The sequence below is a fragment of the Pseudomonas sp. TE3895 genome (assembly GCF_056278855.1).
Map to the genome: position 1 here is coordinate 5081184 of NZ_JBWBQE010000001.1, position 19581 is coordinate 5100764.

The 19581-nt window shown below is 59.2% G+C and carries 21 protein-coding genes and 1 pseudogene; 11 read left to right on the plus strand and 11 right to left on the minus strand.

The window, feature by feature from the left end; translation table 11 throughout:
- Positions 1 to 5: 5 nt before the first annotated feature.
- Positions 6 to 491, minus strand: a complete 486-nt coding sequence (locus ACZ889_RS23055) for a hypothetical protein (protein ID WP_054889145.1) — start codon at positions 489 to 491, stop codon at positions 6 to 8.
- 376 nt (positions 492 to 867) lie between these two features.
- Positions 868 to 1794 (minus strand): LysR substrate-binding domain-containing protein, encoded by a 927-nt coding sequence (locus ACZ889_RS23060; protein ID WP_004576754.1) that lies wholly within the window; start codon positions 1792 to 1794, stop codon positions 868 to 870.
- Positions 1795 to 1980: 186 nt separating this feature from the next.
- Between ACZ889_RS23060 and ACZ889_RS23065 the strand changes: the two genes are divergently transcribed.
- From ACZ889_RS23065 to ACZ889_RS23080, 4 genes are all read left to right on the plus strand, one after another.
- Positions 1981 to 3327 (plus strand): dicarboxylate/amino acid:cation symporter, encoded by a 1347-nt coding sequence (locus ACZ889_RS23065; protein ID WP_064614117.1) that lies wholly within the window; start codon positions 1981 to 1983, stop codon positions 3325 to 3327.
- Positions 3328 to 3337: 10 nt separating this feature from the next.
- Positions 3338 to 4246 (plus strand): L(+)-tartrate dehydratase subunit alpha, encoded by a 909-nt coding sequence (gene ttdA / locus ACZ889_RS23070; protein ID WP_004576752.1) that lies wholly within the window; start codon positions 3338 to 3340, stop codon positions 4244 to 4246.
- A complete protein-coding gene (ttdB, locus tag ACZ889_RS23075; RefSeq protein ID WP_004576751.1) occupies positions 4243 to 4851 on the plus strand; it encodes a L(+)-tartrate dehydratase subunit beta in 609 nt (202 codons plus the stop codon). Before ttdA ends, ttdB begins: the two co-directional genes overlap by 4 nt.
- A 131-nt stretch (positions 4852 to 4982) precedes the next feature.
- Complete coding sequence (locus ACZ889_RS23080; RefSeq protein WP_108079311.1) at positions 4983 to 5849, plus strand: isocitrate lyase/PEP mutase family protein; 867 nt, start codon at positions 4983 to 4985, stop codon at positions 5847 to 5849.
- Between the two features lie 75 nt (positions 5850 to 5924).
- On the opposite strand, the gene ACZ889_RS23085 is transcribed toward ACZ889_RS23080, so the two are convergent.
- From ACZ889_RS23085 to ACZ889_RS23100, 4 genes and pseudogenes are all read right to left on the minus strand, one after another.
- A complete protein-coding gene (locus ACZ889_RS23085) occupies positions 5925 to 6902 on the minus strand; it encodes a DMT family transporter (protein WP_476257843.1) in 978 nt (325 codons plus the stop codon).
- Complete coding sequence (locus tag ACZ889_RS23090) at positions 6899 to 7462, minus strand: TetR/AcrR family transcriptional regulator (protein WP_003248835.1); 564 nt, start codon at positions 7460 to 7462, stop codon at positions 6899 to 6901. The genes ACZ889_RS23085 and ACZ889_RS23090 overlap by 4 nt, the downstream gene beginning before the upstream one ends.
- Before the next feature lie 438 nt (positions 7463 to 7900).
- Positions 7901 to 8377: a hypothetical protein gene (locus ACZ889_RS23095; RefSeq protein ID WP_155293966.1), complete on the minus strand. Its 477-nt coding sequence runs from the start codon at positions 8375 to 8377 to the stop codon at positions 7901 to 7903.
- A gap of 186 nt (positions 8378 to 8563) precedes the next feature.
- A pseudogene (locus ACZ889_RS23100) lies at positions 8564 to 8680 on the minus strand (IS5/IS1182 family transposase); the annotation flags it as partial.
- Between the two features lie 174 nt (positions 8681 to 8854).
- On the opposite strand from ACZ889_RS23100, the gene ACZ889_RS23105 reads away from it, so the two are divergent.
- A complete protein-coding gene (locus ACZ889_RS23105; protein ID WP_014753910.1) occupies positions 8855 to 9472 on the plus strand; it encodes a LysE family translocator in 618 nt (205 codons plus the stop codon).
- 45 nt (positions 9473 to 9517) lie between these two features.
- On the opposite strand, the gene ACZ889_RS23110 is transcribed toward ACZ889_RS23105, so the two are convergent.
- Positions 9518 to 9826, minus strand: a complete 309-nt coding sequence (locus ACZ889_RS23110; protein ID WP_012053142.1) for a chorismate mutase — start codon at positions 9824 to 9826, stop codon at positions 9518 to 9520.
- Positions 9827 to 10272: 446 nt separating this feature from the next.
- Between ACZ889_RS23110 and dusA the strand changes: the two genes are divergently transcribed.
- The 3 genes from dusA to ACZ889_RS23125 all read left to right on the plus strand — a co-directional run bounded on the left by dusA (position 10273) and on the right by ACZ889_RS23125 (position 14399).
- Positions 10273 to 11283 carry a tRNA dihydrouridine(20/20a) synthase DusA gene (gene dusA / locus ACZ889_RS23115; protein ID WP_182375230.1) on the plus strand — a complete coding sequence of 337 codons (1011 nt, stop codon included), beginning with the start codon at positions 10273 to 10275 and terminating at the stop codon, positions 11281 to 11283.
- A 156-nt stretch (positions 11284 to 11439) separates the two neighbouring features.
- Complete coding sequence (tal, locus tag ACZ889_RS23120) at positions 11440 to 12366, plus strand: transaldolase (RefSeq protein ID WP_267826451.1); 927 nt, start codon at positions 11440 to 11442, stop codon at positions 12364 to 12366.
- 179 nt (positions 12367 to 12545) lie between these two features.
- Positions 12546 to 14399, plus strand: coding sequence for an alkaline phosphatase D family protein (locus tag ACZ889_RS23125; RefSeq protein WP_476257844.1), 1854 nt, complete (start codon positions 12546 to 12548; stop codon positions 14397 to 14399).
- Between the two features lie 144 nt (positions 14400 to 14543).
- Here ACZ889_RS23125 and rssC read toward each other — a convergent pair whose 3' ends face one another.
- A complete protein-coding gene (rssC, locus tag ACZ889_RS23130) occupies positions 14544 to 15026 on the minus strand; it encodes an anti-sigma factor antagonist RssC (protein ID WP_161774733.1) in 483 nt (160 codons plus the stop codon).
- Positions 15023 to 16204 (minus strand): two-component system response regulator RssB, encoded by a 1182-nt coding sequence (gene rssB, locus ACZ889_RS23135; RefSeq protein ID WP_003248822.1) that lies wholly within the window; start codon positions 16202 to 16204, stop codon positions 15023 to 15025. The genes rssC and rssB overlap by 4 nt, the downstream gene beginning before the upstream one ends.
- A gap of 270 nt (positions 16205 to 16474) precedes the next feature.
- On the opposite strand from rssB, the gene ACZ889_RS23140 reads away from it, so the two are divergent.
- A complete protein-coding gene (locus ACZ889_RS23140) occupies positions 16475 to 16774 on the plus strand; it encodes a PilZ domain-containing protein (RefSeq protein WP_014859666.1) in 300 nt (99 codons plus the stop codon).
- A 34-nt stretch (positions 16775 to 16808) separates the two neighbouring features.
- Here the strand turns inward: ACZ889_RS23140 and ACZ889_RS23145 are convergent, their stop codons facing one another.
- A complete protein-coding gene (locus ACZ889_RS23145; RefSeq protein WP_012053148.1) occupies positions 16809 to 17516 on the minus strand; it encodes an MlaA family lipoprotein in 708 nt (235 codons plus the stop codon).
- A gap of 201 nt (positions 17517 to 17717) precedes the next feature.
- Between ACZ889_RS23145 and ACZ889_RS23150 the strand changes: the two genes are divergently transcribed.
- Together ACZ889_RS23150 and ACZ889_RS23155 are read left to right on the plus strand one after the other, a co-directional pair.
- Positions 17718 to 18281, plus strand: coding sequence for a hypothetical protein (locus ACZ889_RS23150; protein WP_014859665.1), 564 nt, complete (start codon positions 17718 to 17720; stop codon positions 18279 to 18281).
- 122 nt (positions 18282 to 18403) lie between these two features.
- A complete protein-coding gene (locus ACZ889_RS23155) occupies positions 18404 to 18667 on the plus strand; it encodes a DUF4404 family protein (RefSeq protein ID WP_003248815.1) in 264 nt (87 codons plus the stop codon).
- Positions 18668 to 18698: 31 nt separating this feature from the next.
- Here ACZ889_RS23155 and queF read toward each other — a convergent pair whose 3' ends face one another.
- Entirely contained in the window at positions 18699 to 19529 is an 831-nt protein-coding gene (queF, locus tag ACZ889_RS23160) for an NADPH-dependent 7-cyano-7-deazaguanine reductase QueF (RefSeq protein ID WP_012053150.1), read from the minus strand.
- Positions 19530 to 19581: the final 52 nt, after the last annotated feature.

A 19581-nucleotide genomic window follows, 5' to 3' on the forward strand; every position in this document is an offset into this window, starting at 1 on the left:
TTAGGTTAGCGAGACGGCGTGCCCATCTGCTGCTGATGCTGCATCATCTGATCCATCATCATCTGTTGCATTCCCATGTATCTGTCCATCATGTATTGGTGCTGCTTCATCTGCTCAGGCGTCATTCCGGCGTAATGGCTGCCCATCTGCCCCCAGCCCATCATGTGGCCGCTCCCCATCATGCGACCGCCCATCATGCCGCCGCAGCACCCCATCATTCCCTTCATCATGAGCATTCCTTGCTGCATCATGGCCTGGTGATCTTGCATGAGTTTCTGGCGCTGGACTGGATCGGTAGTTTTGTGGATCAGGCTCATTTGATCCTGCATTTTTTTCAGGTTTTCTTGAGCCTTCGCCATCTCCTGATCAAATTGCTCAATGTTCATCGACTGTTGAGTCGGCTCGGCGGCGCTGGAGGCCTGCTGGGCAAGGGTTAGAGCAGGAAAAAGAACACCCGCCAAAGCCAGGGCGACGAGTTTGGATGCTGTCATGGTTCAGATCCTTATAGGGAATGGCGGGCAGGGAATGGAACGTTGCTGTTCAGTATAGGTCTCGATTAAGGACGCAAACTGGTGCACGTTGAAAGGTGTCGCTGACACCTAAGCAAGTCGTGAGGGGCGCGCGCAAGCATTCATGGGCTACCGGCGCAAAGTTAAATAATGCGCCATCACCCAAACACTGTGTGTCGACAAGGGTTGTGCCGGCGGCGCCGATGGCAATCCAAACCGCCTCTTCGCGTGGAACGGCCCAACCTTCTGCCGTTCATGCTCGCCCCTGGCTTCATTTTTTAACGCGGGAGGATCGCCAAGAAGACCTCGTGCGCATCATCAGGCGTAACTCAACCAAGCCGATGCGGCTTCGCCAGCGTCATTTCCACGCATCAAGACCGCCAGTAGGGTTCTCAGCTTTGCTTTTGAAAAACTCTCGTAAATGATCCACAAAATAAGCGACTTTCGCAGATAAATTCAGGCGCTCTAAATAGACAGCGTAGATGTCTGCCGGCTCGGTCTCATAATCGTTCAAGACTTCCACAAGCTGACCTGTACGTAGATAACCGGCCAGGTTCCATTCCGCTCGCATCAATATCCCATGCCCGTCCAGCGCCCAAGTCAACGCTACCTCTCCATCGTTAGTACTCAAGCTCCCGTGGACCTTGATGGCGTCGAACTGTTTGCCTTTAGACATACGCCATATCCCGAATGCGGATTCATTTTGACGCAACACGATACAGTTGTGCCGGACCAGGTCTTTTGCCGTCTCAGGAGTTCCGTGGGTACGTAAGTACTCAGGGCTTGCACACAAACGTCGGCGATTAACCGCTATTTTCCTGGCAATGAGCCTTGAATCAGGCAGCTCACCAAAACGGATCGCCACGTCAATTGCGTCATCAGGGAGATGGATAGGCCGGTCCGTCAGGTGAAGCTGAACTTCAACCTCTGGATAGCGCTTGGCGAAGAGTGAGATGGCTGGCCCTACATGGGTGCGGCCGAAGCCCAGCGGTGCATTCACGCGCAACAAACCCTTTGGCTCGGCCCTGCTGCTGGATACCTGCCGCTCCATCTCCTCGATCTCGCCGAGAATGCGTTTTGCATTGATCAGGTACGTCTCACCTTCGGCCGTGAGGCTGATGCTGCGCGTCGTTCGGTTCAACAAACGAACGCCAAGACGCTTCTCCAATTGCGCAAGCCGCTTGGTTACAGCGGGGGGAGTGAGGTTCAGCTCACGGGCTGTCGCTGCCAGGCTGCCAGCCGCCACCAACTGGCTGAAAAAAGCAAGTTCCGACACAGGATTCATAATTAACCTCAAGGAAATAATGTCTTAAATCTGAGTCTATTACACCACTCAGAAAAAACCATTACCTTAGGCCTGCCTGATTAACCACAAAAACGCTGGGCTATTTAGCTTTGCCGGTCTTGCCTGTCTGCCGCTTAGCCCAGTCGCCACATAAATCCGACTCACAACAATAATTCGGAGACGGCAATGGCCAAACGATGGATAAGTAAGCTGTATGTGCAGGTACTGATTGGCGTTTCAATTGGAGTACTGCTAGGCGTGCTCTGGCCGGAGGTCGGCGCAGACATGAAGCCACTGGGTGATGCCTTCATCAAACTGATCAAGATGGTTTTTGCACCGATCATCTTTGCAACCGTGGTTCTCGGCATCGCCAAAATGGAAAACATGAAGGAGCTCGGCCGTGTCGGTGCCCGGGCCCTGATCTACTTCGAGGTTCTCTCCTCTTTCGCATTGGTGCTGGGCCTGATCGTTGTGAACCTGGTGCAACCTGGCCAAGGCATGAACATCGACCCTGCCACCCTGGACAGCAATGCCATCTCTACCTACACCGCTGCTGCCGTTAGCGGATCGGGCGGCTTCACCGACTTCTTGTTGCATGTAATCCCCGGCAGCGTAGTGGATGCCTTTGCCAAGAACGAAATCCTGCAGATTCTGCTGTTCTCGACCTTACTCGGCATTGCGCTGGCCAATCTAGGAGAACGCGGCAAGCCCGTAGTCGATGTGCTCGAGTCGTTTTCTCACGGCATGTTCTACATCGTCGGCATGGTGATGCGCATTGCTCCGCTGGCAGCCTGTGGCGCCATGGCTTTCACCGTCGGCAAATATGGCCTGGGCTCCATCGTTTCGCTGGGCAAGCTGATGGCAACTATGTACGTGACCTGCTTCCTGTTCGTGGTGATCGTTCTCGGCTCAATCGCTCGGATGTCTGGGTTCAGCTTGTGGAAGTTCCTCAAGTACCTGCGGGAGGAGCTGTTCACCGTATTGGGCACCAGCTCATCGGAGTCTGTTGTGCCACAAATGATGAACAAACTGGAGAAGGTCGGCGTCTCGAAACCGGTAGTAGGCCTGGTCATTCCTTCGGGGCTGACTTTCAACCCTGACGGCCAATGCATCTACTACACAATGGCGGCGATATTCATCGCGCAGGCAACCAATACCCCACTGACCCTCATGGACCAGCTGATCGTCCTGGGCGTGCTCCTGCTCACATCCAAAGGCTCTGCAGGCGTCACGGGTTCGGGCTTCATCACCCTGGCCGCAACCCTGGCCACCATGGACAACATCCCTGTAGCCGGCATGGTTCTGCTTCTTGGCGTAGACCGCTTCATGTCTGAGGCTCGCGCCATTACCAACACCATCGGCAACGCCGTGGGCACCATGGCCATCGCCAAATGGGTCGGCGCCCTCGATAGCACCAGGATGAATCAGGTCTTGGATGGCCAAGTGGTGGGCGAGCCAGAAAAAAGCGAATCACTGCCTTCGGCTACCAAGCCTGCCATTGACTCTGACCCAAAAAACCTTGTGATGCACTGAGGAAGTAAACATGGAAACCGTAGACAAAGAAGCCGCTGTGGAATCGCTGACCGACGTCTTGGCGAAGTTCACCGCCTACATCGGCAAGCGCCTGCCCAAGGATGTAAAAGAAAAGACCGCCAAGCTGCGCGCAGCGGAAACCAACCCGCTGGCCATCGCCGTCTACGACTCGATGGCCGACAACCAGGATTACGCTGACAAGCTGAACCGCCCCAGCTGTCAGGATACCGGTGTGATCCAGTATTTCATTTCCGCCGGTGCACGCTTCCCGCTGCTGGGCGAAATGGAGGGCATCCTCGAGAACGCCACCAAGGAGGCGACCATCAAGGGCCCGCTACGCCATAACGCAGTTGAAACCTTCATCGAAAAGAACACCGGCACCAACACCGGCTCGAAGATCCCGTGGCTGGACTGGGAAATCATCCCCGATGCCGACTACGCCATTGTCGATGTGTACATGGCGGGTGGTGGCTGTACGTTGCCGGGCTCGGCCAAGGTGCTGATGCCAGGGCAAGGCTACGAAGGGGTCACAGAGTTCGTCTTCGATGTCATTACCTCCCGCGGTGTCAACGCTTGCCCGCCTTTGCTGGTAGGCGTGGGTGTATCGACCTCGGTCGAGACCGCGGCACGCCTTTCGAAAAAGGCCATCCTGCGCGAAGTGGATTCCAGCCATCCCAACGAAAGTGCAGCGATGATGGAGAAGCTGCTGGAGGAAGGCCTGAACGAAATCGGCATTGGCCCCCAGGGTTTGACTGGCAACAGCAGCGTGATGGGCGTGAACATCGAATCGTCGGCCCGACACCCCTCGACCATCGGCGTCGCGGTATCGACAGGTTGCTGGGCGCACCGCCGCGGCAAGATCCGCATCAATGCCGACCTCACTTATGACATCCTCTCCCATGAAGGCGTAGTACTGTGAAAAAGATCCTGACCACTCCAATAAGTGACGAAGATTTGGCAAGCCTGAACGTTGGCGACGTGGTTTACCTCACTGGCCAGTTGGTGACTTGCCGAGACGTTGCACATCGCCGGCTTATCGAGCTAGGCCGGGAGCTTCCTGTAAATCTTCGCGGCGGCGCCATCTTTCACGCAGGCCCCATCGTCAAGAGAAAGGACGACGGCAGCTTTGAAATGGTGTCGATCGGCCCGACGACTAGCATGCGCATGGAAAAGTTCGAGAAACAGTTCATCGAGCAAACTGGGGTAAAGCTGATCGTCGGCAAAGGCGGTATGGGCCCGGAGACCACCACTGGCTGCCTTGAGAACAAGGCTGTGCATGCAGTGTTTCCAGGCGGCTGTGCAGTCTTGGCAGCGACCCAGGTGGAAGAGATCGAACGCGCCGAATGGCAGGACTTGGGCATGCCGGAAACGCTATGGGTCAACCGTGTACGAGAGTTCGGCCCGCTGATCATTTCTATCGACACCAAGGGCAATAACCTGTTCGAGCAGAACAAAGCCCGGTTCAATGAACGCAAAGGCGCGGTGATCGAGAAGATCAATAGCCAAGTACGGTTCATCAAATAAGCGAATGGGCGGTGAAGGTGATCAACTCCACCGCCCAACACCGCCATCCCCTGCCCTCTCAACGTACTCGCTGAACGTCCAAAGTAGTGGATCGCGACGCGTCATACATCCCAATATGCCAAGAGACAGCCATGCACAACCGCAGTCATCATCAATTGCGAAATGACTTCCGTGTTCTTCTCAACGGTCACGCTTGCTTGAGTACCGCTTCGGTTTTTGACCCTTTATCCGCACGCATCGCTTCGGATCTCGGCTTCGAAGTTGGCATACTGGGTGGCTCTGTTGCCTCCCTGCAAGTGTTGGGTGCTCCTGACATCGCTTTAATCACCCTTAGTGAATTCGCCGAACAGGCCACCCGAATTGGCCGCGTGGCTAGCCTTCCGATAATTGCTGACGCTGATCATGGATATGGCAACGCCCTTAACGCCATGAGGACTGTTGTCGAGCTAGAACGGGCTGGGGTTGCAGCACTCACCATCGAAGATACCCTCCTGCCTGCCCGTTTTGGCAGCGGTGCCCTGGAGCTGATCAGCACCGAAGAAGCCACCGGTAAACTGCGCGCGGCGCAAGAAGCAAGGATTGATAGCTCACTCGCCATCATCGCCAGAACCCACGCTGGTGTGCAGCCGCTACAGGACGTTATCCGTAGAACCAGGGAATTCGAGCGATCGGGTGCCGATGCGGTGTGCCTCGTTGGTGTGAAGGATGTTCATGAACTCGCCGCCATCGCCGATGGATTGACCCTTCCAGTGATGCTAATCACCTATGGCAACAGCGAGCTTCGGGATGCACCTGGCCTGGCAGAACTCGGCGTGCGCATCGTGGTGGATGGCCATCAAGCATACTTTGCCTCGGTTCAGGCCACCTATGAAAGCCTGCGCATACAGCGCCGTCGCCAGGTTAACGCTGACAAATCGGCCTCAACGCTCGTTGCTGGCTATTGCTTGCAAAACGAATATAAAGACTGGGCAGCAAAGTTCATGCTTTTCTCAAAGTAACAACTCAGCACTGTTGATCGCCCCTTTCCGATCCAGGCGACGAATCAATCAAGGGATGATCGCAAACCAGTCCCATCAGTGTCGGCTAAGGTCGGTTATCCCGCCATGTGTCTGGAGGCGTGTTTGCTTGCGGTAAAAGGCGTGAATAGCCCACACCACCCCTACGAACAACAAGCCTGTTCCAAGCGCTTCCATAGGAGACGGCCAGCGTTGGTTGATGAGCAGGCCCATCGTAGTTGCATAAATGGATCCGCTGGCGATCAATTGCCCGCTCAGCGCCAGCGGTAGACGCCGCGTTGCGATTGACCATGCCCAGGCACCTGCAAGGGTGGCCCCTAACCCCTGAATCAGCCCACAGACGATCAGCGCCTGAGTACCTGCCAATCCGCTCGGATGGCTAGCGAAATGAGACAGTTTCAAGTACAGCCCAACCGGGATGAACGCCAGCATTTCGACACTGCACATGAAGATCAACATGGCTGACCACAACATGGGAGACATGCTTGGGCGTCGAGCCAAAGCACTTTCATTCAATAGACCAAAACCGGTCCAGAATGCGATTGCCAGCAACGATGCAAGCAGCCCAAGCAGTAACGATGCGGTTGGGAGCACTGCCGCCGCACGGCTAGCATCAAACACACTCAGATTGACCAGGCTGATGCCCAGACCCGCCACCAGCAGTGGCCCGGCAATGGCGCGCCAGGGCACGCTGGCACTGCGCAGGTTGCCGGCAATCGCAAGCACGATCGGTACTGACCCCATCATCACCGGAGGGATCACCGGCCCGGCTGCCAAGACCGCAGTGGTGATCAGGAAGAAGTAGCCAATGTATCCCAAGAAGCCCAGCAGTGCGGCACAGGCCCAGTCAATCAGTCGCAATTGCCGCACTGCGCTACGGTAAACGAACAGCACCAGCAGGCTACCTAACCCGGCAAAGGCATAGCTCACCACCGCCAGGTCAAAAAGGCTGTAGTCACCGACCAGCCCCGGAAAGATGTAGAGCAGTGACCAGGAAAAGGTGGCGGCAATGGCCGCTAACAAGCCCAGGGTCATACGCCCTGCTCCTGCCTCTGGATCCAGCAATGAGCTATTTGTCGGGCAGTGTCGAATACCCGCATGTCCTGGCCCATCGCGCCGCTGACAAAACTGCCCTCCAGCAAGATAAACAGCCCTTGGGCAACTGCGTCGGGGTCGTTTATACCGGCGCTCATGGCCAAGGCAGCAAGGTTTTCGCGTATCCCTTGCTTATGCCGGCTCACTGCCAAATGCACGGGGTGGCTAAACTGGGGGAATTCAGCCGCACTGTTGACGAACAGGCACCCGCGCTCGCTATCTTTTAAAAGAAAGCGTTCATACAGATCGAAAAAAGCGAGCATGCCACTGACCGGCTCAGGGTGCCTGGCCAAGGTGCACGCTACCTCTTCACGCCAGCGTCGGTCACGCTCCTCAAGGCACGCCACTATCAGCGCATCCTTGGAGGGGAAATGGCTGTAGAGCGTCATTTTGGTAACACCCGCCATCGCGGCAATGGCCGTTACCCCCGTCACGTATACACCTTGCAACAGAAACAGCTTCAGCGCGGCATCAATCAAACGCTCACGGGTATTGTCCAATTCAAGGCACTCCGGCAAAGGGACGGAGCTGACTATACTGACCGGTAAGATTCAGGCCGCATCCAGATACGACCTGAAGCATGGCCGCTACGACACAGAGCGCAGCAGCAAAACGCAGGCCTGGCCAATCAGAGACTTGCTACGCCAGCTAAGCGCCCCCTGTACTTGGGATGCGAATCTGGGCTGTGTGGCTGATCGTGCCGTCTACCCTCTTGCGAAACACCGCTTGGCCCAACGTGTCTTGGGCATGCCGGTGGCAACTGTGTTTACCGAGATCGATCCCGACCCGTGCTGACTCGCTCGTGATGATGGCCTCCAAAACAAAACACCCTGCGAAAGCTTAGCCCTCGCAGGGTGTGGGGGTGACCCATTCATTTAGCCCGATCTACGCTGGGCTTTCGTGCACGCTAAAGCCGGTACGGCATGGATGCGGTCAAATCATCGATCATTTTTTGAAGAAGACCCGACAGCGTTGCTGAGGCCTTTCGAATTATGATCGCCTGGCGTCGTTCGAGAGATGGCCGTGGACTTGGCCAAACCGCGAGTGTCCTTGGAGTGAGCGACACCCGAGGTGGTGGTGCCATGACCGTTGTCGCTGTTGCGCGAGCTTCCGTAATGATTGCCGCTTACCCCATGATCGCGTGTCGCCTTTCCAGCGTGATCACTTCCAAGGCCCTTCCCGCTTCCACTATGCCCTCCCATGCCACCGCCATGTCCGGCGCCGTTTCCACCGCCATGTCCGCCGCCACCGCCATGACCACCGCCGCCGCCGCCACCGCCACCACCACCACCACCACCACCACCACCACCGCCCTTGGCATAGGCGGAACTGATAGGAGAGATATCGGCAGGCAAGAATGCCGTCATCCCGAGTGCCAATGCACAAGCAAAGACAGCAACCAAAGGTTTTTTCATTTTTTGTTCGGCTCCGGAGGCGCGAGTGGGTAGCTAAAGTGCGGGTTGGACCTGACACAGACACCAAAGTTCTCGCATTCCGACAGACTGCCAGGGAAACGCCGATCACGTTTTCCCGAGCGCGTAATGAGCAACATCTCGACCGCGCCAGGCCCATTTTTCGGCCGATAGCGCAGCGTTCAACAACTACCGGCGCCCCATCCACAGGTCCGACAGCGCAAACAACGTGGTCCGTTGTGCAGTGTTCTTGGCCAAGCCACGAAAGCGAGCCTTCACATAACCGAACTGGCGCTCGAGCGGACGACTGTGTCAGCACAGGTAGTCTGCCCCGTCCTGACGTGTTCGGAGAATCCTCGGCCAACCAAGCAGGGCCGAGCCCGCCAGTGCTAACAGCCCTTGAGGTTCCGCCTTGCTATTGGCGTACCCCGCCTTCAGGATGGATGCTTAATCAGGCTTAAGGAGAGAGCCGTGTTTCCCATGAACGTGTGGTTCGCCTATACCGCCGCCTGCGTGCTGTTGGTGCTGGCACCGGGCCCTGACAACGTGTTGGCCATTGGCCGCGGTCTCAGCCAGGGTAAAGTCGCAGCGGCCGTATCCGGCATGGCGTCAGGAGCAGGCATTTTGTTTCACGTTGCAGCCGCTTCGTTAGGCTTGACCCTACTGATGCAAACCTCGGTGCTCGCATTTTGGGTGATCAAGCTCATGGGTGCCGGCTATCTGCTCTGGCTAGGGATCAAGGTGCTGCGCGCTCGTAGCCTGATAAGCTTTCAGCCGGCATCCAGGCAATCGCTGCCCAGCATTTTTCTGACCGGTCTGCTTTCGGCTGCGCTCAACCCCAAGCCCGGTTTGTTCGTGCTGGCGTTCATTCCCCAGTTCGTCGACCCCGCACGCGGGTCGGTCAGCGTGCAGATGTTGGTTTACGGCGTGTGGTTCGCTGCACTCACGGCATTGGGGTTTGCCTTGATGGGTATTTTCGCCACGGGACTGTCTCGCTACCTGTACCGGCGGCCACGGCTGGTGAATGGGCTGAACGTGGGCGCAGGCCTCACCTTCGTCGCGTCTGGCGTCTCGATTGCGGCGTTGAGCCAGAGATAGCAAGCAGGAGAAAGCGGCGGGGCTGCGTATGAGCCCCGCGCTTCATCACGATGCTGAAGCCTCATCGGCCAGCTTCGCATGGGTGTTGAGCTCCTCGGCGATGAAGGCCGAAATCATCGCCCGATAGACCTGTTCCACCACCTCAGCCGAGGCACCGGTTTCGTCAGCCATCTCACGAACCTTCTTGATCACTTGCTCGACCCGGGCAGGCGCACGCACATCATCGGTGGTTTTCTTGAAGCCCGCTGCTTGCGTTACAAGCCTTCCACGTTTGGCGAGAAGCGAAACGAGGCTGCGGTCGATTTCATCGATCCGTTGACGGACTTCGTCCAGAGAGGTGCAAGGTACATCCATTTGCTTGACTTCCTTTTCATGAGCCTGCGATTGATTGGAGCAGGCTGTCGTGGGTGACCGGGTCGTGCAGTGTAGCTTCTATGCTAGGTCCGCTTCACGCTCCTCAGAGGGGTGTAACGCCGCAGGGATATCCCAGTCCATTTCGAATAACCAGCTCACGCCTGCGTGGCGCAGATCGTGAAAATGCAGATCGTCTACGCCAACCATCTTTCGCCCTGGCTTGAGCAGCCTGCTGGCGGGCGAATGTCTGGGACTCTTGGTAGACTAGGACACCCTTTTTCTTGAGGCGGATCTGGACGGTATAGCTAACCGTCGAATCGGCCTTTTTCCTTGCTCTGATCATTGCCATGATTTCCGGTGGTACGAGTGTGTTTGGCGGCGGTAGCCCGCACCACTGTCAAACCCAACACGCCCCCGGAAAATGGTACATAAATGCGTAGCCCAGAATGCTCCTAGAAAACGCTTCAAAGCCACAAACCACGCGCCCTGAGCCGTCACGCCGCTTCAGCGTTGCCCCTATGATGGACTGGACCGACAGACATTGCCGGTTCTTCCTGCGCCTGCTCTCCCGGCAAACCCTGCTCTACACCGAAATGGTCACCACCGGTGCCCTGCTGCACAACGACGCTCACCGTTTCCTGCGCCACGATGCTTCTGAGCACCCGCTGGCCCTGCAACTGGGTGGCAGTGTGCCGGCCGACCTGGCCGCTTGTGCGCGCCTGGCTGAAGAAGCGGGCTACGATGAGGTCAACCTCAACGTTGGCTGCCCGAGCGACCGGGTGCAGAACAACATGATCGGCGCGTGCCTGATGGCTCACCCGGCGCTGGTGGCCGACTGCGTGAAGGCCATGCGTGACGCCGTATCGACGCCTGTCACGGTGAAGCACCGCATTGGTATCAACGGCCGTGACAGCTACGCCGAACTGAGCGACTTCGTCGGCCAGGTGCGTGAGGCCGGCTGCCGGAGTTTTACCGTGCATGCACGCATCGCGATTCTGGAAGGGCTGTCGCCGAAAGAGAACCGCGAGATCCCGCCGCTGCGCTATGACATCGCAGCGCAGTTGAAGAGGGACTTCCCGGACCTGGAGATCGTGCTCAACGGCGGGATCAAGACCCTGGACGAATGCCAGGCACACCTTGAAACCTTCGATGGCGTGATGCTGGGGCGCGAGGCGTATCACAACCCTTATCTGCTGGCCGAGGTGGACCAGCAACTGTTTGGCAGCGATGCGCCGGTGGTCAGCCGTAGCGAGGCATTGGCGCAACTGCGGCCTTACATCGTGACGCATATGGAAAGTGGCGGTGCGATGCACCACGTTACCCGGCATATTCTGGGGCTGGCCCAAGGATTCAAAGGGGCGCGGCGCTTCCGCCAGTTGCTGTCGGCAGACATTCACAAGGCGGCCGAACCCTTGGCGGTGTTTGACCAGGCCGTGGAGTTGTTGCAGGGGCGGTGACCTCAGAGGGAGGGAACCTCGGGCTTGCTTGCGACTCGAATCTTCACCTTTCGTACAGCCCTGTGCGGGCCAGCGGGTCCGCAGGGTTTCGGCGGCCCTTGAGCGGCTGTCGGGCCTCGGGTAATGTCGAGTAAATGCACAGGACAGAGCACGCCCATGACCTCCAAGCTGGAACAACTCAAGCAGTTCACCACCGTGGTCGCCGACACCGGGGACCTGGACGCCATCACCCGCCTGAAGCCGGTCGATGCCACCACCAACCCGTCACTGCTGCTCAAGGCTGCTGCCATCCCGGGCTACGCCGATCTGCTCAAGCAGGTGAAGGCCGACGCCAAGGGTGATGTCGACCTGGCCTGCGACAAGTTTGCGGTGGCGGTAGGCTCGGGCATTCTCAAGGTCATCCCGGGGCGTATCTCCACCGAGGTGGATGCACGCCTGTCGTTCGATGAGCCAGCCCTGCTGAACAAGGCTCGTCAGCTGATCGCCCTGTACGAGGCGGCCGGAGTGCCAAAAGAGCGTGTGCTGATCAAGCTGGCCTCGACCTGGGAAGGCATTCGCGCCGCCGAGCAGCTGGAGAAGGAAGGTATCCAGACCAACCTGACCCTGCTGTTCTCCTTCGCCCAGGCCCAGGCTTGCGCCGATGCCGGGGTGTTTTTGATTTCGCCGTTCGTGGGCCGTATCTACGACTGGTACAAGAAGAGCACCGGCCAGGAATACGTGGGCGCCGAGGACCCAGGCGTGCAGTCGGTTACGCGCATCTACAACTACTACAAGGCCAATGGTTACAACACCGTGGTCATGGGCGCCAGCTTCCGCAATATCGGCCAGATCGAACAACTGGCCGGCTGTGACCGCCTGACCATCAGCCCCGAGCTGCTGCAGCAGCTGAGTGATGACCAGGGTGAGTTGCCGCAGGTGCTGAAACCGGGCAACGCCGGTGAAGCCAAGCAGCACCTGAACGAAAGCCAGTTCCGCTGGGCGATGAACGAAGACGCCATGGGCACCGAGAAACTGGCCGAAGGTATCCGCCAGTTTGCGCGGGACCAGGAAAAGCTGGAGAAGTTGATGGCTGAAAAGGCCTGATACAGTTCGTGTTTGCCTGACGGGCGGGAAGTGTTCAGTATTTTCCGCCCGTTTTGTTTGCCACGCCTTAGTTGTGTATTGAATTCTCGGGCCTGTTCGCGGGCAAGCCCGCTCCTACACCGATCGATGTAAGGGCGGGCTTGCCCGCGAACAGGCCGCCATAGCCACCCGAGCTGTCGATGACCTCCCCTAACCCGTTGCCCCTCGTTCTCGCCGGCCCGGTACTGCGCCGCCTGGAACCCCAGCGTCTGGCCGTCTGGCTGGTCACTACCCAACCGCTGCAGCCCGCGTTCGTCTGCCTGGCAAGCGAGGCCCACGTCGATTGCCAGGTGGTGCCGATTGGCCGGCATGCCTACGTTCACCTGTTGGACATCCAATTCGCCAGCCCCCTGCCCTGCAACCAGTTGCTCGACTATGACCTGCTGATCAATGGCCAGGGTATCGCCGACTGGGCGCCGCACCTGCTCTACCCGGGCGCCCAGCGCCCAAACCTGGTGCTGCGTGAGCGCCTCGACCAGTTGCTGCACGGCTCCTGCCGCAAGCCGCACCACCCTGCTGCCGACGGCCTGCTGTGCGCCGACCGGCTGCTGCAGGGGTGCAAGAAGCCCGAAGACCGCCCCGCCGTGCTAGTGATGACGGGCGACCAGGTTTACGCAGACGATGTCGCGGGCCCCATGCTGCGCGCCATCCATAGCCTGATCTCGCGCCTGGGCTTGTTCGACGAGCAACTGGAGGGTGCGGTGGTAGCCGACAGCCAGGCGCTGTACCAGCACCCGGCCAGCTACTACCACCGCGCCGACCTGCTGCCGGCGCTGGAACGCAACGACACCCTGCGCGAGCGTTTTTTCGGCGGCAAGCGCAAGCCGATCTTCTCGTCCAGCAACGCCGACAACCACCTGGTGACCTTCGCCGAAGTCATGGCCATGTACCTGTTGGTGTGGTCGCCGGTGCCCTGGCAGCTGGTGGACCTGGGCATCCCCAGCGGGCTCAGCGACGAGCATCAAGCCCGATACCAGCAAGAGCTGCCGCTGATCCAGGGGTTTGCCGACAATCTCGGTCAGGTGGCGCGAGTGATGGCCCACCTGCCCTGCCTGATGATCTTCGACGACCACGACATCACCGACGACTGGAACCTCTCGGCGCAGTGGGAGGAAACGGCCTACGGCCACCCATTCTCGCGAAGGATCATTGGCAACGCCTTGCTCGGCTACCTGCTCTGCCAGGCCTGGGGCAACAACCCGGACGGTTGCAATCCGCTGATCGAACAGTGCCAGGTGCTGACCCGCCAGAACCAGGATGAGCTGATTGGCGAGCTGCTGCGCTTCCAGGGTTGGCAGTTCAGCCTGCCGACAGAACCACCGCTGCTGGTACTGGATACCCGCACCCGCCGCTGGCGCAGCGAAAGCAACCTGGCCAAGCCGTCCGGCCTGCTGGACTGGGAAGCGCTGAGTGAATTGCAGCAAGCACTGCTCGATCATCCCTCGGCAGTCATCGTGTCACCTGCGCCGATTTTCGGGGTGAAGCTGATCGAGACGGTGCAGAAGGTGTTCAGCTGGCTGGGCTACCCGCTGCTGGTGGATGCCGAGAACTGGATGGCCCACCGCGGTGCGGCGCAGGTCATCCTCAATATCTTCCGCCACTCGCGCACGCCGGGGCACTACGTGGTGCTGTCGGGGGATGTGCATTACTCGTTCGTGTATGAGGTGCTGATTCGCCACCGCCAGCGCAGCCCGCACTTGTGGCAGGTGACCAGCAGCGGAATCAAGAACGAGTTCCCCCGGCGTTTGCTGGATGTGCTCGACCGGCTCAACCGCTGGTTGTATGCGCCGCGCTCGCCGCTCAACTGGTTTACCAAGCGCCGAGAAATGGAGGTGGTGCCGCGTACGCCCAGCCACAGCAAGGCCGGGGAACGGCTGTGGAATGGTGCCGGGCTGGGACAGGTGTTTTTTGATGAACAGGGGCGGCCGGCGCGGGTGTATCAGCTGGATGCGGGCGGGGGTGAGGCTACAGAGTTTAAAAACCGGGAGCAGTGAGATTCAGAATTTTACAGCCTGTGCCGGCCTCTTCGCGGGTAAACCCGCTCCTACACCTGATTGGGGGTGGACACACATTGGTGTTTGGGCGCAGGCCGTCGTAGGAGCGGGTTTACCCGCGAAGAGGCCGGCAAAGGCTATAGATCAGCTCCGCTCCAGCGCATTGACCAGATCATGGAAGGCTTCGCGGTTGGAGTCATTCAGGCCCATGAGGATCTTGTGCGCCTCCAGCACCTTGGAGCGCACCACCTCTTCATTCTGGTCCTGCGACGGCAAGTCAGTCAGGCAATCGGTGCAGGGTATCGGCCGATCGACAATGTTGAACACCTGATCGAAGCCCATCGACTGCAATAGCCGTGAAATGTCCGGATTGGTAGTCACCACCGTCGGCAGCAGGCCCACCTTCTGCCGCGACAGGATCGACAGCTTCGCCAGCAGGCCCAGTGTGGTGCTGTCGATACTCTCGGTTTCAGTCAGGTCGATGACAATCGCCGAGAAGTTCAGCGCAGTGAAAATCTTCTCGATCGTCGCATCCAGCGCCGAACACAGGGTCAGGCGCACTTCACCAACGAATTTCAGTACGAAGGTACCGCTCTGCTCGGCGAACTGAATTCTACCGGTACTCATTGAAGGTTCCTGCTCAACACCAATAGGGCGATATCATCCGGCATCTCCCCAAGCGTAGCCAATCCAAATCGTTGACGCAGCCCATCCAGACTGCCACCTGCTGCCTTGACGATCTCCGGCAAGGCGGCTTCTTTATCTTTGAGCGTATCACCCGGCAAAAGGTCCAGAATGCCATCGGACATCAGGCTGAGGCTGAACTGCGGGGGCAGTTCCACCACCAGGTCCTGGTAGGTGGCCTCATCGAACAACCCCACCGGCAGGCCGCGGCCTTCCAGGTAGCGGCAATGCTCGGGGGTGTACAGTACCGGCAACGGCAAATGGCCGCCGACAGCGTAGGTCAGCAGGCCGGACTCTTCGTCGATCACCCCGCCGACCATGGTGACGTGCTTGCCCAGCTTGCTGTTGATCAGGCCGCGGTTGATGTGGCTGAGCACTTCAGACGGCTTGAACTCACGCATCCTGCTGCGCTTGAGCTCGAACATGAGGCGCGTGGTCATGAATTTCAACAGCACGGTGACAAAGGCCGACGACGCCCCATGCCCGGATACATCGGCGAGGTAGAAAGCAATGCGCCGCTCGTCCACGCGGAAATAATCGACAAAATCACCCGATAGGTACAACGACGGGATGATCTGGTGCTCGAAGGCGAACTCACCGGCCACCCAGGGGCTTTCCGGCAACATGTTCATCTGCACCTGGCGACCGGCGGTCTGGTCCTCCTGCAACAGGTGCAGGCTAGCCTCCAGTTCACGGTTGGCGGCTTCGAGCTTGTCGCGGTAGCGCTGGTTTTCCAGCACAAGGCGCGAGCGATCGAGGGCGCGGCGCACCGAATGCTCGAGTACGGCCAGGTCTTCCAGCGGCTTGATGAGGTAGTCGGCGGCGCCCAGGCGCAACGCTTCCACCGCATCACTCATGACGCCGGCACCGGACACCACGATCACCGGCAACTGCGGCGCACGCTCGCTGACCTGACGGATCAGTTCGAGGCCGCCCATCTGCGGCATGCGCAGATCGCAGATCACGAGGTCGGGCTGGTGTTCTTCGAAGACCTGAAGCCCCTGCTGGCCATTACTGGCCTGGAGGACGCTGAAACCACTGTCTTCAAGGTAGGCGGCGAGGCTGGCACGGACCACGTCGTCGTCATCGATGATCAGCAGCGTTGCACTGGTTTTCTGCATGTGGGCGAACGGCGCCGATTTAGGTTGGTGCAGCGGTGTCGGCAAGGCAGACGGCCAGCTACGGGAATTCTTTATGGTCACACTCTACTTGAGTTGTAGGACAAGAACACCTGCCCGGCAACTGTCAGAGGTACCTTGTAAGGCGCAGACGGTACTCCCATCCGGCAGGGGTTTCAAGCATGCTGGGGTCGACCTCGCCGCTCTTTACAGGGCAAATCACCGGGAGTTATAAGAAAGTCGACCAGCGCAACCCGACGGGAAGGATGCAGCATGCCCCACACGCCCTCCAGCCATAGCGAGAAACGCGACTTCATTCGCATGCGCATCGACACCGAGGTCAGCCTTTTGCACGAAGGCCAGGTGATTGCGGCAGTGTGCCTGGACCTGTCCAGCGGTGGCATGCAAGTGCAGGCGCCACAGCGCTTTCTGGTGGGTGATCAGATCGAGGTACGGATCGACTCCGACCATCCGGCGCTGAAGGGGCTGCATGCCAGCACCGAAGTGGTATGGATTGCCGACCAGCCGGGCGGGCAGCAGAAGTTCGGGCTGCGGATTCTGGCCATGCATTGAACCCGAGGCCGCTTTGCGGCCCCAGGTTCACAGATCAGAAGTCGTCTTCGACCTCGCCATCCTTCACCTTGAACTCGCGGTTTTGCAGGTAGGCATTGCGAATGAAGATGTACTTGTCACCCTGAATCAGCTTTTCGGCCGAGAGCAGGCTGGCGCGGGTGTCGATCAGGTCCAGCGCGAAGATCGAATTGCGCGTAGGCACGTGGTCGATGTAGCGATAGGGTTTGGTATAGGTGTCCGGGTACTTGGCCACACCGTCACGCACGGTGCTTGGGCCCAGCAGCGGGATGACCACATACGGCCCGCTCGGCACCCCCCAGTAGCCCAGGGTCTGGCCAAAGTCCTCGTCGTTGCGCTGCAGGCCCATCTTGGTACCCACATCGAAGAAGCCACCCAGGCCGAAGGTGGTGTTGACGATCAACCGCGCCGTATCCACGCCCGCCGCATGCGGCTTGAGCTGCAGCACGTCGTTGGCGAGGTTGGTCACGTCCCCCAGGTTGCGAAAGATGTTGTGGATGCCATCTTCGAGGAACTGTGGAGTGACCGCTTGGTAGCCCTTGGCCAATGGTTTGAGGGCATAGGTGTCGAGGGTATCGTTGAAGCGGAAGATCGGGCGGTTGACCGCTTCCCAGGGATCTTCCTCGGTGGCGGCCTGGGTGGCTGCCACGGGCGCCAGCAGCATGCTGGCGCAGACACAGGCCTGGGTGACTCGTTCGATCACACTGGCACCGATCCTACGCATAGATGTTTCTCCATCGAATTTCTCGGCCGCAAGCGCAACAGGTCGCGCTGCTGTTAAGGCGGCAGTATAGAGACTTGCGTGCTGATAAACAGCCTTACACATTTTTGCTGAATATTTTGTGAACAACTGTTGCGCAGCGGCCGATGTCACAAGACGGTAACAATCAACGCATAGCCTTCGAACCATTTGGGGGAAGTTGCCATGGACACTGCGCCCGCCTTCACTGCTGTGCTGTTCGGCTTGCGCGGCTGCCTGGTGCAGGCTACCCATGGCGCGCCATCACCCGCCCCCGGCGCCCTGGCCACCCTTGCCAGCCTGCGTCAGCGCCAAGTGCCGTGCATTTGGCTGGATGACCTCAATACCGCGCAAAGCGAACGCCTGGCCCATGTACTGCCCGACTGGCTGCCAGGGCATGCGGTCAATGGCGTGCGCTGGCCAGCGCCGAACGCTTGCTGGCAGGCACTGATGGCGCTGGACAGCGAGCGCCTGGATGGCTGCGTATTGGTCAGCGGCGACCCGCGCCTGCTGCAGTCTGGCCTTAACGCCGGCTTGTGGACAGTAGGCCTGGCCGCCTGCAGCCCGTTATGCGACCGCACTTCTGCGCAATGGCAAGCCATGAGCCCGCAAGAGCAGGATCTGGCGCGCAGCAAGGCGACGCTGGCGCTGTTCAACCTGGGCGTGCACTCGGTGATCGACCATCTGGAAGCGCTGGACACCTGCCTGGTGGACATCGCCCAGCGCCGGCGCAAGGGTGAAAAACCCTGATACAGCAGCCTTGACGCGGATCATGCAAATCGCCAGCAGGTAGATTACCCTGAAGACAGGCCAGAACCTTTGCCACGCCGCCGAGGTCCATGGCTTGCCAAGCCATTGATGGAGAATAGCCAATGCCTGCCCGCGAATTGCAAGAGCGCCTGAACAGCTTGCGCGAGCAACTGGACCGCAACGTACCGCTTTCGGAAGAAGAGCTGGCCGCCCTGCACGAAGAGGCGCGCCAGATCGAGGCGCAACTGAAACTTGAGGAAGCCACGCCAGACAATAACTTGGTGGACGGCGTGAACCTGGCGATCGAACGCTTCGAGGCCGACCACCCCGACCTCACAGCCACCCTGCGCAGCATTGCCAACTCGCTGCACAGCATGGGGATCTGAAAGAGCGGGGGCCGCAAAGCGGCCCCCTGTATTACTGCCGTACCAGGCGTTTGTTATCCGGGCTGATCGCCCCGGTGCTGCGATACGGGTTGATATCCAGCCCACCGCGGCGCACATAGCGCGCATAGACCGTCAGGTGCTCCGGCTGCAGCAGATTCTTCAAGTCCAGGTAAATCCGTTCCACACACTGCTCATGGAAGTCGGCATGCTGGCGGAAGCTGATCAGGTAGGTCAGCAGGCTGGCGTGGTCCAGCGCCCTGCCCTTGTACTCAACCACCACACTACCCCAATCCGGCTGGCCGGTGACCGGGCAGTTGGACTTCAGCAGATGGCTATGCAGGGTTTCTTCCACCACCCGCGCCGGGTCGCAGCGCAACAGCTCTGGCTGCGGCTGCTCGTAGTTGCTGATGGCCACATCCAGTGCATCGATGCACTGCCCCGGTAACGCCACCACACCCTGGGCTTCAACCTCGGCCAAAGTGCGCACCTTCACCCCCACCGGCTTGCCGGCAGCGGCGGACAGGTCTTTTTCCAGGCATGCCTGCAACGCGTCCAGCGAAGCGAACACCGTCTGGTTCAGCGAGTTGAGGTACAGCTTGAATGACTTGGACTCGATGATGTTTGGCGAGTCCGCCGGGATGGCGAACTCGCCGATCGCCACCACCGGCTTGCCCGAAGGCAGCAGCCAGCTCAGCTCGAAGCAGTTCCAGTAATCCACCCCCTGCCAGGGCAAGGTCTGTGCAGTGACGCCCAGCTCGGCCCACTTGGCAGTACGCGGGATCGGGAACAACTGCTCCGGGGAGTAGGTGGCGATGTATTCGCTGGACTTGCCCAGCGGGGAATGTTCGGCAGCGGGATGCATGGAAACTGACCTAGAGGTTCGAAAATGCCCCTAGTCTACCGGTTTTGCACCC